Origin of the sequence: Phenylobacterium immobile (ATCC 35973) (assembly GCF_001375595.1) — a bacterium.
Classification (GTDB): Bacteria; Pseudomonadota; Alphaproteobacteria; order Caulobacterales; family Caulobacteraceae; genus Phenylobacterium; species Phenylobacterium immobile.
The window spans coordinates 1,354,036-1,370,039 of record NZ_CVJQ01000001.1 but is presented as its reverse complement, the minus strand read 5'-3'; the positions used below and the strand labels follow the sequence as shown (position 1 = coordinate 1,370,039).

Genomic DNA, 16,004 nt, shown 5'->3' with positions numbered 1-16,004 from the left:
TGAGAACGCGTTGCAGTTACAAGCGCTATGGCGTCGCTCAGCCGTGTTCCTTCGGCATCGTCCAGTAGCGATAGGTCCAGCCATCTCCAAACCCTGCACGCCCGTAGAGGGCGCGCGCCGTGTTGTGCGCCTCAACCTGCAGGAAAATGCGCTCGACGCCGCGGTCTTGGGCCGCGCGACCGAAGGCGGCCAGGATGCGGCTGGCGTACCCCTTGCCCCGGTCGGCGAGGTTCGTTCGCAGGCCGCTGATCGCCGCCCAGCCATGGCCGAAGTTAACCACGCCCACGGCGACCGGGCCGCCCACGCCCTCCACCTGTCCGAACAACGCATCCGGCGCCCGGGCCAGCGCCGCGGCGCGACTCGCGCCGTCAGCGGGATCAAAGCCTTCGCCGCTGAACACCGCCGCCCACGCGGCATCCGGCGCCGTAAGAAGTTCGGCGGCCTCGGCGTGATGCGCTGCCAAAGCGACAGCGTCGCCGATCATGACCAGCGTCGGGCGACTGGGCGCATAACCCCGCGCCTCCAGGGTGGCGCGCACCGCAGCCAAGCCATTGTCGTCGGCCAGGCGGAAGGCGGGCGGCAGGCGCGCGCCCGCGTAGACCGCCTCAATAGCGTCGATCATGCCTGGCGAAGCGGCGTGGAAAAGCGGCGCGGCGCTCTTGGCCCGGCCGATCGCGCCGTCATCCAAGGGAATCAGCCAGCCGTCAGCCTCGACCAGACGACGCGGGGCGACGGCGGCGACTGTGGCCCGCTCGATCGCTTCGATGTCTGCGGCGGTCAGGTCAGCCGCGGTCACGCATCAGCCGCGCCTTGTCGCGCTGCCAGTCGCGAGCGGCCTCGGTCTCGCGCTTGTCGTGGTTCTTCTTGCCCTTGGCCAAGGCGATCTCGAGCTTGGCCATGCCCTTGTCGTTCCAATACAGCCGGGTCGGGATGATGGTCCTGCCCTCGCGCTGCACGGCGCCGATCAGGCGATCGAGTTGCTTGCGATGGAGCAGAAGCTTCCGCGGCCGGCGCGGCTCGTGGTTGAAGCGGCCAGCCTGGGCGTAGGGCGGGATGTCGGCGTTGACCAGCACCACCTGATTGCCCTCCACCGCCGCATAGCTCTCGGCGATGTTGGCGCGGCCGTTGCGCAGGGCTTTCACCTCAGAACCCGTCAACGAGATGCCCGCCTCCAGGTTGTCCTCCAGGAAGTAGTCGAAGCGCGCGCGACGGTTCTCGGCGATCAGCTTGCCCGCCGAGGGATTGACCGTCTCCTTCTTGGGCGGTGGCTTGATGGGCGGCGTAGCCATCAGGCCGCTTGCTGCTGAATGAGGCCGGCGTCGCGCATGGCGGCCAGCACTTCGGAGCGGGCGGCCTCGCTCGTCGGCACGATGGGCAGGCGCACCTCTTCTGAGCATAGGCCGAGATGCGCCATAGCGAACTTCGACGGCGACGGCGAGGCGTCGGCGAACAACGCCTTGTGCAGGCGGACCAGCCGATCTTGCCAGGCGAGCGCCTCGGTCCAGCGGCCGGCCATGAGGTCGTTATAGAAGGCCGCGCATTCCGCCGGGGCGACGTTCGACGTTACAGAGATGCAACCGTGGCCGCCGTGGGCGACATAGCCTAGGCCCGTCGGATCATCGCCGGTGAGCATCAGCCAGTCGGCCCCGCACATCAGCCGCTGTTGCGAGGCGCGCACCATGTCGCCCGTGGCGTCCTTGATGCCGAGGATGTTGGGAAGTTCCGACAGCCGCGCCAGCGTCTCATTGGAGATGTCGACGCTGGTGCGAGCCGGCACGTTATAGATCACGACCGGCAGTTGGACCGCATCGTTGATCGCCCGGAAGTGGGCGTAGAGGCCCTCCTGGCTCGGCCGGTTATAGTAAGGCGTGACGACGAGCGCGGCGTCGGCGCCGACCGTCTTGGCGTGGCGGACCAGCTCGATGGCCTCGGCGGTCGCGTTGGACCCGGCCCCGGCGATCACAGGAACGCGGCCGGCGGCGGCCTGCACGCACAACTCGACCACCTTGCGATGTTCGTCGTGGCTGAGCGTGGCCGTCTCGCCGGTGGTGCCCACGGGCACAAGCCCATGAACACCGGCGGTAATCTGCCGCTCGACGAGCCGGACGAAGGTATCCTCATCAACAGCGTCGCCGGAGAAGGGAGTGACAAGGGCGGTGAGCACGCCCTTGAACAAAGGGTCTGACATGTTCGCGAAAAGCCGGGGTCTGCAAAAAGCCGTGAATGAGCCGCTTCTTAGGGTGCGGAGCGGAGTTGGCCGGACAATATGGCCGCAGGGGTGTCCACCGCAACGCCCGCGTTGATTCTGTTGCTTGATCCCGGATGCGGGAGTTTGGGGGTTCAATGTCGTCGAAGGCTCGGAAGGCGCTCTTGTTGGCCACGCTCGCCGTGCTGGCCGGCACGCTGGCCGAGGCGCAGCCGAGCGCTGAGCTCTATCCGGGCTGGGGCGTGCAACAGCCTGCGCAGGCCGCGCCGCAGATTGCTTCCGGCGCCTACGTGGCGGCGCCCAGTCTCAGCGCCCTTGATTCGGCCCAGCTGCGCGCGGCGATGGACGCCGGCAAGCGCGGCGACATGGCCACGGCGCGCACCGCCATGGCGCAGATCACCGATCCCACCGCGCGCAAGTTGGCCCTATGGAGCCTGGTCGACGCCCGCGCTGAATCCCTGAGCTTCTACGAGGTCGACCAAGCCGTGCGCGACCTGCAGGGCTGGCCGCGCGCCGCGCGACGGCGCATGGCCGCCGAAAAGCTGATCGAAACGTCAGGCCTCACCCCGCGCCAGGTGCTCGATTGGTTCGGTCGCGACGAGCCCGTCACCGCCCAAGGCGCCATGGCGCTCGCCTCGGCCCAGCGCGCCAGCGGCCGCAGCCATGACGCCCAGAAACTGATCCGCGCCTGGTGGCGGGGTAAGAGTTTCGAGGCTGACACCCAGCGCGCCATGCTGACCCGCTTCGCCGACATGCTGAGCCAGGAGGATCACGTCCGGCGCGCTGACGTCCTGCTCTACGGCCAACAGGGCCCCGCGGCGCGCGAGATGATCCCGTTGCTGCCCGCCGATCAGCAGGCCGCCGCGCTGGCCCGCATCGCTTTGCGCACGGAAGCGTCCGACGCTAACGCCCAGGTCGCGGCGCTCCCCGCCAGCGTGGCCGGCGAATCCGGTGTCGCCTTTGAGCGGGCGGCCTTCATGCGCCGAAAGGGTTTGGACAGCTTGGCGCTCGCCCAGCTGGCGTCCTTCCCGCGCGAGATCGCCACGCCGGAGCAGGCGGATCGGGTCTGGGACGAACGCTACCGTCTGGTGTTGTCGTCCTTGCGTAACGGCGATGCGCGCAGCGCCTATCTGGCCGCCGCCGACACTGGCCTGAAGGAAGGCTCCGACGCCACCGAGGCCGAGTTCTACGCCGGCTGGATCGCGCTGACGAAGCTGCAGGATCCGAACCGCGCCGAGCGCCACTTCGCCGCTATCGAGCGGATCGGGACCTCGCCGATCACGCGGGGCCGCGCCCTCTACTGGCTGGGACGCACGGCCGAGGCGCAACGCGATCCGATCGCGGCCCAAACCTTCTACGCTCAGGCCGCGCAGTTCCCGACCGTCTTCTACGGCCAGCTGGCCGCCGAACGCCTCGGCCAGCCGCTGAACCTCGGCCGCGATCCGCAGATCAGCGCTGGCCATCGGGCCCGGTTCGAGGCGCGCGAGCCGGTGCGCGCGGCGCGGCTGCTCTACCAAATGGGCCAGCGCGATCTCTATCGCCTGTTTGTCCTGGCGCTCGACGACACCTTGCCCACCGTCGAGGATCAAGCCCTGCTGGTGGACCTCGCCCGCGGCTACGGCGACCAGGACACCTCCATGAGGGTGGTGCGCGCCGCAGCCCAACGCGGCTTCATCCTGCCCGACCGCGGCTATCCGACGGTGACTCCGCCGGGCGTGACGGGCGCCCCGGAACCGGCCCTGGTGTTGGGCATAACCCGCCAGGAAAGCGGATTTGATCCCCTTGTACGTTCCGGCGTCGGCGCCCGCGGCATGATGCAGCTCATGCCGGCCACGGCCGCCTCAGTCGCACGCAAGATGGGCGTCAGCTACTCAGCCGGCCTGCTCGACGAGCCGGACTACAACATGCGCCTGGGCTCGAGCTTCCTCGGCCAGCTGGTTGGCAATTTCAGCGGCTCCTACGTCATGGCCATCGCCGGCTACAACGCCGGTCCCGGCCGGCCCCCGCAATGGGCGAGCTTCTGCGGCGACCCGCGCACCAGTACGGCCGACCCGCTCGACTTCATCGAATGCATCCCGTTCTCGGAGACCCGGAACTATGTGATGCGCGTCATGGAAGGCATGACCGTGTACCGCGCCAAGCTCGCCGGCGGCGCGGCGCCCATCACCCTGAGCCAGGACCTGCGGCGCGGCGGCTATGTGTACGCGCGGCCGGCAGGGGCGTGAGGCGCTAGCAACTTCGTAGATCGAACCGGCTGTCAGCGACGACAGCTGGACGCCAGCGCCCCCAGTCCGGGTGACTTCGCCGGAGGTTCCGGTGATTGTGCTCGCGCCCGCAACAACCTGAGCACGCGATCAGACGACGACAAAGTCGGCCACCGTCAGAATCGCATAGTTTGAAAGAACGCCGATCACGACGGACGGCGCGAAACCCGTCCCATCTGGGTCGTAACGCAGAAAACCCGTAGCGTAGTCGTAGAGGATGCGTTGCGTGGCGTCCTGCGCCCATGTCGCGTTGTATCCGATCCGGAAAGCCGCATCGCCGCCGGCGATGGCGACACCGAGGTGCAGTTCGATCGTGTCGTCCGTTGGGTTGAAGTCGGAGATCACATCGAGACCCTGGCCGGACAGTTGGAACCGGTCCGCGCCGGCGCCGCCGGTCAGCAGATCCACGCCCTCCCCACCAGACAAGGTGTCGGCGCCGAGGCCGCCGATGACGGAGTCTCCGCCAGCGCCGCCATGAAGCGCGTTGTCTCCTTCGTTGCCGGTCAGGAGGTTGCCCAGGGCGTTCCCATGGACGGCCGGCCCGCCACCGAAACCGGCGGCGACCTGCAGGTTCTCGACATTATCGGGCAGGTAGAAGTCATCGCCGGGGGAGCCTGCCCTGAGTTCGATAGTGTCCAGCCCTTCGCCCGAGGACTCGGTGACGACATCGCGCGGAACCTCCGTATTCCAGCTGAAGGTGTCGACGAGGTAAAAATCATCACCCTGGCCGCCCACCATCGTGTCGGCCTCGGCGCCGCCATCCAGCGTGTCATTGCCCGATCCGCCGGCCAGATAGTCGGCGCCGCCCAGCCCATTCACACGATCATCGCCGCCCGCGCCGTCCAGCAGGTCACCGAGCGCGCTGCCATTGAGCGTGTCGGCGCCTGGGCTTCCAGTTCCAAACCCAGCGCTGGGTCGCAAGCCATCGCTGAACTGGATGAACTCGATCGAAAGAGCGCGGATGAACTCACTTCGCGCCACATTGGTCAGGGTGAACTGGCCGCCGCCATAGCTGGTGATGACGTATTCCGACAAGGCCCCGGACACGACGACCGTGTCGACGCCGCCGCCGCCGTCGACGGTGTCGATCGCGCTGGAACCCGTGGTTGCGCCGGGGCGCAGAATATCGTCGCCCTCCAGGCCGACCAGAACGTTCTGACCGGCGTGACCGCTGATGTCGTTGGCGAGCGCATTACCCTTGCCCACGAGCACCAGATGGTTCGCGCCGAACAGCCTCAGGTTCTCGACATTGTTCGGGGTGTTGTAGCTGATCGGCCCGGTTACGGTGAGTTCGATCGTATCGAACCCCTCGCCGGCCGCCTCGACGACGACCTCCAGGTGGTTGGTGATCCGGTAGACATCGTCGCCAAGACCGCCGGACAGACTATCGTCGCCCACGCCGCCGTCGAGGGTGTCGGCGCCCGTGCCGCCGATGAGCGTGTCCACGCCAGCGCCACCCAACAACAGGTTCGCAGCGTTGTTGCCAGTCAACAGATTGGCCAAGTTGTTGCCGGTGAGGTCGATCGCAAGATGGGCGCTGACGACGGTCGCCCGCTCGACGCCCGCCGCGAGCACATAGGCGCCCCCCGCCGTGAACGCGACCTGGACCTGGTCGAGACCATCGCCAGCGATCACCACGTCTTCGGGCCGGTCGACGATATAAACATCCGCACCGCCGCCGCCCACCAGCCGGTCAACGCCCGAGCCGCCATCGAGCGTATCTGCGCCAGCGCCGCCGGTCAGAGTATCGTCGCCCTCCAGGCCAACGATGAGGCCGGATCCGGAGAGACTATCGTTCCCCGCCGTCGGCCCCGGAATGGCCGTGACCGCGAGTTTCTGGTCGGTGAACTGTAAGAATTCGACGTTACGCAGGATGACGCGCTCGGCGGTGGTCTTGTGCGCCACCTCATACGCCCCGGCGCCCAGGTAACGCATGTTGTAGGCGCTCGCCGCGCCTAGCACCTTGACCGTATCGGTCCCCGCGCCGCCGTCGACCGTATCATACCCACCAGACGCCAGCGGGCCCGCGAGGCCGACATAGACAAGATCGTCGCCGTCTGCCCCATCAATGCTGTTCAGACCGTCGTGGCCGATAACATAGTTCGCCAGGCCATTGCCGACGATGTCCACGCGGTTGGCCACGGATGCCTGAATGCGCGCGTTCTCGACATTGGCCGAGAGCACGTAAACACCCCCGGTCTGGGCCGCCACGTCGATCTGGTCGACGCCCTCCCCCGGGTTCTCGAGCACCAGGTCTAGAGGACTATCGACGATGTAGCGATCATTGCCGAGGCCACCGACCAACCGGTCGACACCCGCGCCGCCGTTGAGCACATCGTCGCCGCCACCGCCGTAGATGGTGTCGGCGCCAACCTGGCCGCTCAGACCGTCCGGCCCTGCTGTGCCTACAATGAGATCGTCGCCCGCTGTGCCTTCGCCGCCCAGCATGCCGATGGCGCGGACACCGTCTGCGAATTTCACCACTTCGATATTACGCACCAGAACGCGTTCGCCGGTCACTGTGTTAACGAAGGTGGTGTCCGTCGCGTTCGGCCGTTCGATGGCATAGCTGAGCATTGCGCCACGAAGCTCGACGGTGTCATCGCCGGCGCCGCCGTCGACGGTGTCAAAGGCGGTCGTGCTGTCGATAGCTCCAGGTAGCAGGATGTCGTCACCCCCGCCTCCGGACAGGCTGTTGGCGCCGTCGTGGCCAGTGATCACATTGGCTAGGTCGGAGCCCACAAGGTCCGTCCGCACGCCGACCGCCGCCACAACACGGGCGTTCTCTATATTGGCGCCCAGAGCATAGACGCCGCCGAAGGCGACATCGACCCGGTCAGTCCCGCCGTTGACGGCTTCGATCACCACGTCCTGCAGACTGTCAATGACATAGACGTCGTCGCCCAGGCCGCCGACGAGGGTGTCGTTTCCGGCGCCGCCATCCAGGGTGTTGGCCCCATCGTGGCCCGTCATGGTGTTGCTCAGGGTGTTGCCCGTCAGTCCGGCCATGGTCGTGGCTCGGGTGCCGGGCACGACGCGCGCGACCTCGACATTGTCGGTCAGTGCGTAGTTCCAGCTGTACGAGAAGCCGATATCGACCCGGTCATAGCCTTCGCCAGGAGCCTCGACGACCACGTCGCCCGGCTCGTCGACGATGTACACGTCGTTGCCCGGCCCGCCGATCATCGTGTCGCCGCCGCCGCCGCCGTTGAGCTGGTCGTCGCCCGCGAGACCGCTCAGGAGGTCATTACCCGCCATGCCGGCCAGCACATCGGCGCCCGCTGTCCCGGTCAGGGTGTCCGGACCGGTGGTGGCCACGGGCGGCGGTGTCGGTGTGGGTGTCGGCACGGGCGTCGGCGTGGGCGTCGGCACGGGCGTGACCAGCGGGCCGACCATGCCGACATTGTCGGCCGACACGGTGTTCAGGTTCGCGCCCTGCAAAACGACAGTGGCGCTGAATTCCATGCGGCCAGCCATCGGGTCGCCAAAGACGTAGACATCGCCGCTGACCTGGACGGCGACGAAATTGTAGCCCGCAGCGGCCTTCGCCTTGGCCGCGACCAGGGCGTCACCGTAGGTCGCCGCGGTCAACTCGACATAAGCCCCAGCCACCGCGCCGAACCTGAGTTTGTCCGCCGCCGCCCAATCGGTGATCGTGATCGGCGGGTTGGTGTAATAGCTGGACTGGACCATGGCCACGTCCGCGCCCTCGCCCAGGCTCGCCACATCGCCCGGGCGAAGATTGACGGTGTCGTCGCCGGCGCCCGCAATCAGCGTGGAACCCGGACCGGTGCCCTTGCCTGTCAGCGTATCGGCGAAGGCCGAACCGATGACGCCCTCGACATTCTGAAGCACATCGCCTGCGGGCGCCGCATTGGTGATCAGGTTCACCACCACCCCGGTCGTCGCCGCGGAATAGTCGATGACGTCGTCGCCCGCGCCGCCGTCGAACGTGTCAGCGCCCGGGCTGCTGACGAAGCGGTCGTCGCCCGCGCCCCCTCGGACGGAGACCGTCGTCTTGGCGATGATCACATCGTCGCCCGCCCCGCCGTCGATCGTGACCAGCATCGGCACGCTGATCAACCGAAGGACATCGTCGAATTCTGTGCCGCGCAGATAGACCAGTTTCTCGATGTTCTGGATCACCCCGCCGCCGAGGCTAAGCGGCGTCGAGGCGTTGATCGCCGCCACGTCGAAATCAAGGCCTGTCGTCGCGCCGCCCAGGGACAGCCGCAGGGTGTCGATCCCCGCACCGCCGTCGACGTCGTCGCCATAGCCGGCGGAAAGTTCGTCAGCCTCGCCGCCACCCGATAGCACGTCGCGCTCAAGGCTCATGTCGTCGCCTGTCGCAGAGACGAGGGTATCGACGCCCATGCCGCCTGTCAGGGTGTCGGCGCCGGCGTCGCCGACCATGGCGGAGCCCGTGGCGGCGGCGACGATGATATCCTTGCCCTCGCCGCCGATGCCCCTGCTGTAGCCGTTCGCTTGGAGAACGATCTCATCGTCGCCAGCGCCGCCCGAAGCGTCGCGGGCATAAATCTTGTCAGCGCCGCCGCCCCCGCGCGCCGCGCCCTGCGATGCGTAGAGCGTATCATCGCCTTCGCCGCCATCGACGAACTCGGCTGAATTGCTAAGGCGCATATCAAGCAGGTCGTCGCCGTCGTTGCCCCATAGTCCCTGTGTGCCGTTTCCGCCGATGATGGTGTCAGCGCCGCCCATCCCGGACGCGTAGCCGGCGCCGGCGCCCAGGGTGATCGCATCGCCGTAATTGCTGCCCTGGAGGTAGCCCACCGACTCAATGCTGGTGATCGGGCCGCCCCCGATCGTCTGGCTCGGCAGCCGGAAGTCAGCGGTCACCCCCGTCGGGGCGCCCATGAAGCTTATGTAGAGGGTGTCGTTGTCTGCGCCGCCGTCCACCTCGTCGCCGTAGCCGGCGAACAGGGTGTCATTGCCCTGCCCGCCCCTTAGCACATCGAATTCGGCGCCGGTTTCCAGGATCGGCAGGCTGTAGGGATTGTTCCCGTAAGGATAGCTGTAGGGCGGTGGGATATCGCCGCTGTAAAGGCGATCCGAACCTTCACCCCCGTCAAGAGTGTCAGGCCCGGGGCCGCCGGCGAGCGTGTCATCGCCGCCGGCTCCCAGAATCGTGTCAAGGCCGCCGCCGCCGACGAAGCTGTCATTGCCTGCAGTTCCGGCGAAGCTAACCGGCGGTATGGGCGTCGGGACCGGCGTGGGCGTGGGCGTGGGCGTTACGATCGGGCCGGCCAAGCCGATGTTGCTGGCCGACACCTGATCAAGGGACACGCCGACCAGACGAACCACCGCGTCGAAATGGAGGCGGTCAGAGACCGGCTCGCCGAAGACATAGACGTCTGCGCCGACTTGGATCGCGACGAAATTGTAGCCAGCGGCCTCAAGCGCCTCGGCCGCGGTCACGGCCTCGTTATAGGTCGCCGCGGTCGTCTCGGCGTATGCGCCCGTCAGGGCCGAGAATTGCAGACGGTCATCCGCGGTCCAGTCGGTGATCGCGATCTGGTTGAGGATCGCGTGGCTTTGCGAGGCCACCACGACGACATCGGCGCCAGCCCCAAGCGCCGCCGTGTCGCCCCTGCTTAGATTCAGCCTGTCATCGCCAGCGCCGGCGTTGACGGTGCTTCCCGTGCCGGCGCCTGTGAGGACGTCGGCGAAGTTTGAACCGATCAGAATTTCGACGGTCGAGAAGGTGTCTCCATCAGACGTCGAGCCTGTCTTCAGGTTCGCCGTAACCCCCGCCGTGGCGTTGGAGTAGTCGATCGCGTCAACACCGGCGCCGCCGTCGAACGTGTCAGCAGCGGTGCTGCTGACGAAACGATCGTCGCCCGCGCCGCCGAGTACCGAAACCGAACTGGCCTTGCCGATGACCAGGTCGTCGCCCCCAGCGCCATCGACCGGCAGTTTGAACGACGAGCTGCCAAGCCGAATGACGTCGTTGAAGTTCGACCCCTGCACACCGACGAGGGTCTCGATATTCCTGATCACCCCGCCCCCGATGGTCACGGACGCGCCGGTGATGATCACGGCGGCGTCGATATCCACGCCGGCCGTCGCCGCCGCGAGCGACAGGCGCAACATGTCGACGCCCGCGCCGCCGTCGGCGTCATCGCCATAGCCGATGGACAGGAAGTCGTTGCCGCCGCCCCCGGAAAGGCTGTCGCGCTCAGCGCCGGCGTCGTAGCCGCTAGCGGCGGCGGAGAGGTTGTCTGCCGCTGCGCCGCCGATGATCGTATCGCCGCCAGCGTCGCCATAGATGATGTGGCCGATGTCCGAGGCGACGATGAGGTCGGCGCCGTCGCCGCCGCGAACGGTCCAGAAATTGAACTCGCTCGCCTGCAGGTAGATCTTGTCGTCGCCGGCGCCGCCGTCGATCGAGCCATGTCCGTAGATCGTGTCGGCGCCAGCGCCGCCGCTCACCCGGGCCGTGGGGTTGGCGTAGATCGTGTCGGCGCCGTCGCCGCCCTCGATCGTGAAGACCGACAGGCCAAGGCGGGCGTCGATGTAGTCATCCCCAGCGCCGCCGAACATGCTGATGATGGAGCGGCCGGCGACCAGGATATCGTCGCCGCCCATGCCATGGACGACGTCGCTGGCGGTCGAACCGAAGATGTCGTCGAAGATGAACCTATCCGCGAAGTTGCTGCCCTGGACATAGGCCACGCCTACGTTGGTGATGACTCCGCCGCCAATGGTCAGCGTCTTCTGATGGAAGTCAGCCTCAACGCCCACCGGCGCGCCCATGAAGCTGATATAGAGACGGCCGCCACCTTCGCCGCCGTCGACAAAATCACCGTATCCGGCGGACAAGACGTCGCTGCCGTCGCCGCCTCGCAGCACATCGACTTCATTGCCCGTGTCGAAGACGGTGGGGCTTCCGTAATAGACTGGATTTACGTCGCCGCTGAAGAGGTAGTCGTTCCCCGCGCCGCCGTCGAGGGTGTCCGCGCCCGCGCCGCCCGCCAGGATATCGGTGTCGCCACCGCCCGAGAGGCTGTCGTCGCCCGCGCCGCCCAGGGCGCTGTCGCTGCTCACACCGCCGGTGAAGACGTCATTCCCCGGCGTGCCCGTGTAATCAACCATGACGCGTACTCCCCCACGTCGAACGAGCGGGTTCGACGCCGTAGATGTCCTTAGCCGAACACCCGTTGGACCGTCTATGTCAGGGTCGAATATTTCGCCATGTTTTGGCCACGATGCTGTCAGGCACGGCGGGAAATCAGTATATTCCCCCCGGACGTCTCCATGAAACCGCCCTGTAAACTGAAGGCGCTCATTAAAATGTGCGGCACCAAGGCCTCACGGGGGGCGCCGTCGGCGACAAGGCGGCCCTTGGACAGAACGGCGAGGCGGTCGCAATAGCGCGCCGCCAGGGACAGGTCGTGCAAGGTCACCACCACCGCCGCGCCGCGGGCCGCCTCTTCGCGCAGGATATCCATCACCAGCAGTTGTGCGTCGGGGTCCAGGCTTGCCACCGGCTCATCGGCTAGCAACAACGGCGCGTCGGCCGCCAGCAGCCGCGCCAGGAGGACGCGGGCGCGTTCGCCGCCGGACATGTCGAGCACGCCGCGCTCGGCCAAGTGGGTGAGGCCTACGCGGTCCAGGCCGGCGCGGGCGCGGGCTTCGGCCTCGCGCGGCGGCTGGTTCGGCGCGCCCAGGCTGGCGAGGCGCCAAGCGGCAAGGTTCCAGCCGACGGCGCGCTCCTGCGGAAGATAGGCGACGAGCGCCGCCCGCGCAGCGTCTGACAGGCCGCGCACGTTCTGGCCGCCCAAGTTGGCCTGCCCGCCGTTCAGGCGCTGGAGGCCAAGGATGGCGCGAAGCAGAGTCGTCTTGCCCGCGCCGTTGGGGCCAACCACGCCCAACACTTCGCCAGATCTGGCCTGCAGCGTGACCTGGCTAAGCGCCGGGCGGCCGGCGACCAGGGCGCTCGCGGCTGTCAGCGCAAACGCCGTCATGCCCGCCAGCTCCGGGCTGCGCGCCATGCGATCAGGGCGAAGAGCGGCGCGCCGAACAGCGCCGTGACCACGCCGAGCTTAAGCTCCGTCTCGGTGGGGATGATTCGCGCGGCGATATCGGCCAGTGCGAGGAGGACAGCGCCGGTCAGGGCGGACGGAAGCAGTGTGCGGCCCGGATCTCCGCCGACCACGCCGCGCGCCAGATGCGGCGCCGCGAGGCCTACAAAGCCGACGATGCCGGCAAGGGCTACCGCCGCCCCGGTCAACAGGGATGCGCCGGCCACGGCGGCGGCGCGCATGCGGCGCATGGGCAGGCCCGAGACCTCAGCGGTCTCGTCGCCGAGGGTCAGCATCACGAGACCCCGGCGAGCGTAAACGCAGAGCAGCACACCGAGCGCCATCGGGACATAGGCGCTCGTGATGTCGGTCCAGTCGCGGTTGGCGACCGAGCCCAGCAGCCAGGCGAAGACCTCAGCGAGGGTCACCGGCGAGGCCGCGAAGTTGAAGACCAATGAGGTGAGCGCTCCGCAGAAGGCCGACAGCGCGACACCGAAAAGGATCAGGGTCTCCGGGGTCCGCAGCCGCGCCGCCAGGACCGTCAGGGCCGCGCCCACGGCAAGTGCTGCGGCGAGCGCCGCGCCCTCGACCGCGCCCGGCGTGGCGGCCAGTCCCAGCGAGATCGCCAGCGCTGCGCCCAGTCCCGCGCCGCCGGACACGCCCAGCACGCCCGGGTCGGCGAGCGGGTTACGCAAAAGGCCCTGCATGACGGCGCCAGCCAGACCCAGGGCCGCGCCGACCACAAGGGCCGCGACCGTACGCGGCGCGCGGACGCTCCAGAGGATTTCCGCGGGCGCCGAGGACGGATCGGTGAAGGCCTGGCCGAACTGGGACCCGGTCAATCGCGCCTCGCCCAGGAAAAGACCTGCGGCCACGACCAAAAGCAGGCTCAGGCACAGGGCCAGGTTCAGGACGCGCGGGGTCACGGCCGCGCCTGGGCGGCGAGGCGCTCAGCAGCGAGCGCCGCGCCGGCCTCTGGGCAGCCCAACAGCGCGCCGGGCAGGTTGGCGACTGTGCGGCGGTGCGCGATCCGGCGGACCACGGCGTGCCGGCCGACGGCCCACGCGTCGGTGGCCTGAACCGTGTCGAAGAATCCCAGCACCACCGCGCCGGGCGGGTTCAGCGCCATCTGTTCGAGCGAGAGGGCCTGGAAGCCGGACCGGGTCTCGGCGTTGGCCATGCCCGCCGCCGCCATGATCGCGCCCACCAGGGTACCTGACCCTGCGGTGACGCCGCCCGGCGTCAGATAGAGACCGCGCAAGCCGCCCCAGGCGCCCGCGGCGTGCGCTAGCCGGGCGTCCATGTCGGCGATCACCGCCTCGCCCGCCGCCGAGCGGCGAAGCGCTGCGGCGACCTTGCGGATATTGGCGCGGACGCCGGCGAAGTCCGTCGCTTCGTCGATCTGGACAACCTTGGCGCCGCGGGCCGTCACCGCACGCACCAGCCGCGGATCACCGCCCCAGTAGCGCACGACGACCTCTGGCCTGGCGGCCAGCGCCGTCTCCAGGCTCACCCGGCGCTGCGGGAGCCCCCGGACCAACGCGCGCAGGCGGGAATCGGCGTCGTCCGCGCGGGTGGACAGGCCGACGATGGCGGAGCGGGGGCTCAGGGCCAGGACATACTGATCGGCGCATTGGTCCCAGGACAGGACGCGCGGCGCGGCCTGGGCGACGGGCGCCAGGGCGAGACTTGCCGCAATGACCAGGGCTTTCAGAGTCACGCCTGACGAATAGGTGCAAACAACGGGAGCGTATAGCGCCGCTGGACGAAGCCGCCTCTTCGCGCGTAAGCCGCAAACGATGGATGGACAGACGCCCAAGATCGCCGCGCAGCCGGGCGTGATGCGCACCCAGGCGTGGGCCGATTACGCCCTGCTGGACTCAGGGCACGGTCGCAAGCTCGAGCGTTATGGCCGCTACCGGGTGGTGCGGCCGGAGCCGCAATGCTTGTGGGAGCCGTCCCTGCCCGCCGCCGAGTGGGAGAGCGCCGACGCGGTCTTCGACCCCACCGGCGACGAGGACGACGGACGCTGGCGGTTCCGCAACGAGCCGGTCGAGACCTGGCCGCTCGCCTGGGGCGATGTGAAGTTCAAGGGTCGGTTCACCTCGTTCCGCCACCTGGCCTTCTTTCCCGAGCAGGCTGCGAACTGGGAATTCCTGACCGAGCGGGTCCGGGCTCACCCCGGCGGCGCGGCGCGCACGCTGAACCTCTTTGGCTATACGGGCGTCGCCAGCCTGGCCATGGCGGCGGCCGGCGCTTCCGTGACCCATGTGGACGCCTCAAAGCGTGCGGTGGCCTGGGCGCGAGAAAACGCCGAGCTGTCGGGCCTGACCGAACGACCGATCCGCTGGATCACCGAGGATGCGCGCAAGTACGTCCAGCGCGAGGTGCGCCGCGGGTCGACCTATGAGGGCATCATTCTCGACCCGCCGAAGTACGGGCGCGGGCCGGGCGGCGAGGTCTGGCGGCTGTTCGAAGACCTGCCGGAACTGGCCAAGCTCTGCGGGCGACTGCTGTCGCCGGACGCCTCGTTCCTGGTCCTGAACGCCTATGCCGAACGCATCAGCGGGCCGGCGCTAGCCAGTCTGCTGGCCCAGGTGCTGGACGGCCGCGGCGGGACGATCGAATGGGGCGAACTGGCGCTGGCCCAGGCGCTCGACGACCGCGCTATCGGCATGAGCTTCTACGCCCGCTGGTCGGCGACATGAGCGCCATCACCTCGCTGTCGAACGCCACCGTGAAGGCCGTTCGCGCCCTGCACATGCGCAAGGAACGCGACGAGACCGGCCTGTTCGTCGCCGAGGGCCTGAAGAACGTCATCGAGGGCATCGACACCGGCCACGCGCCGCAGATCCTACTGCACGGCAAGGACGCGGCCGACCATCCGATGATGCGCAAGGCTGTCGCCGCCACACTGGGCGCACGCGGCCAGGTCGCTGAGGTCACCCAGGACATCCTGGCGAAGGTCTCGCGGCGCGACAATCCGCAGGCCGTGGTCGGCGTCTTTCGCCAGGCCTTCGCGGAGCTCGCGGACCTCGACCCCAAGGCGGCGACGGTCTGGGTCGCGCTGCACCGGGTCCGCGATCCGGGCAACCTCGGCACGATCATCCGCACCGCCGACGCCGCAGGGTGCGGCGCGGTGATCCTGGTGGGCGAGTGCTGCGATCCCTATTCGGTGGAGGCGGTGCGCGCGACCATGGGCTCGATCTTCGCGGTCTCCCTGGTCAAGGCGACGGAAGCCGAATTCACCGCTTGGCGGACCAGCTGGCCGGGATCGGTGGTCGGCACGCTGCTGTCGGCGACCTCCGACCACCGCAGCGCCGACTATCGCGCGCCCGCCCTCGTCCTCATGGGCAACGAGCAACAGGGACTGACGCCGGACCTAGCGGCCCTGTGTGATGTCAACGTCAAGATTCCCATGCGCGGCCGCGCCGACAGCCTGAACCTGTCGGTCGCCACGGGGATCATGATCTACGCGGCGGGCGGCTAGGT

10 protein-coding genes are annotated in these 16,004 nt (G+C 68.3%); 3 read left to right on the top strand and 7 right to left on the bottom strand.

Annotated elements, in window-relative coordinates; all coding sequences use genetic code 11:
* Positions 1–37 precede the first annotated feature (37 nt).
* From BN1313_RS06665 to dapA, 3 genes are read right to left on the bottom strand one after another with little or no spacing between them, the layout of a single operon-like run.
* On the bottom strand, positions 38–796 hold the full coding sequence (locus BN1313_RS06665; protein WP_176695926.1) for a GNAT family N-acetyltransferase: 759 nt from the start codon (positions 794–796) through the stop codon (positions 38–40).
* Positions 783–1,289: an SsrA-binding protein SmpB gene (smpB, locus tag BN1313_RS06660; protein WP_091738126.1), complete on the bottom strand. Its 507-nt coding sequence runs from the start codon at positions 1,287–1,289 to the stop codon at positions 783–785. The genes BN1313_RS06665 and smpB overlap by 14 nt, the downstream gene beginning before the upstream one ends.
* A complete protein-coding gene (gene dapA / locus BN1313_RS06655; RefSeq protein ID WP_091738123.1) occupies positions 1,289–2,188 on the bottom strand; it encodes a 4-hydroxy-tetrahydrodipicolinate synthase in 900 nt (299 codons plus the stop codon). Before dapA ends, smpB begins: the two co-directional genes overlap by 1 nt.
* A gap of 185 nt (positions 2,189–2,373) precedes the next feature.
* Here dapA and BN1313_RS06650 point away from each other — a divergent pair, with 185 nt between their 5' ends.
* Positions 2,374–4,431: a lytic transglycosylase domain-containing protein gene (locus BN1313_RS06650; RefSeq protein ID WP_245620120.1), complete on the top strand. Its 2,058-nt coding sequence runs from the start codon at positions 2,374–2,376 to the stop codon at positions 4,429–4,431.
* 129 nt (positions 4,432–4,560) lie between these two features.
* Here the strand turns inward: BN1313_RS06650 and BN1313_RS06645 are convergent, their stop codons facing one another.
* From BN1313_RS06645 to BN1313_RS06630, 4 genes are all read right to left on the bottom strand, one after another.
* The gene (locus BN1313_RS06645; protein WP_091738117.1) at positions 4,561–11,583 is read right to left on the bottom strand and encodes a calcium-binding protein; all 7,023 of its coding nucleotides are present in this window, start codon (positions 11,581–11,583) and stop codon (positions 4,561–4,563) included.
* A 119-nt stretch (positions 11,584–11,702) separates the two neighbouring features.
* Entirely contained in the window at positions 11,703–12,455 is a 753-nt protein-coding gene (locus tag BN1313_RS06640) for an ABC transporter ATP-binding protein (protein ID WP_091742444.1), read from the bottom strand.
* The gene (locus BN1313_RS06635; protein WP_091738114.1) at positions 12,452–13,438 is read right to left on the bottom strand and encodes a FecCD family ABC transporter permease; all 987 of its coding nucleotides are present in this window, start codon (positions 13,436–13,438) and stop codon (positions 12,452–12,454) included. Before BN1313_RS06635 ends, BN1313_RS06640 begins: the two co-directional genes overlap by 4 nt.
* Positions 13,435–14,232: an ABC transporter substrate-binding protein gene (locus tag BN1313_RS06630; RefSeq protein WP_091738111.1), complete on the bottom strand. Its 798-nt coding sequence runs from the start codon at positions 14,230–14,232 to the stop codon at positions 13,435–13,437. The genes BN1313_RS06635 and BN1313_RS06630 overlap by 4 nt, the downstream gene beginning before the upstream one ends.
* Positions 14,233–14,311: 79 nt before the next feature.
* On the opposite strand from BN1313_RS06630, the gene BN1313_RS06625 reads away from it, so the two are divergent.
* Both BN1313_RS06625 and BN1313_RS06620 read left to right on the top strand, forming a co-directional pair.
* Positions 14,312–15,220: a class I SAM-dependent methyltransferase gene (locus BN1313_RS06625; protein WP_091738108.1), complete on the top strand. Its 909-nt coding sequence runs from the start codon at positions 14,312–14,314 to the stop codon at positions 15,218–15,220.
* Entirely contained in the window at positions 15,217–16,002 is a 786-nt protein-coding gene (locus BN1313_RS06620; RefSeq protein WP_091738103.1) for a TrmH family RNA methyltransferase, read from the top strand. The genes BN1313_RS06625 and BN1313_RS06620 overlap by 4 nt, the downstream gene beginning before the upstream one ends.
* Positions 16,003–16,004: the final 2 nt, after the last annotated feature.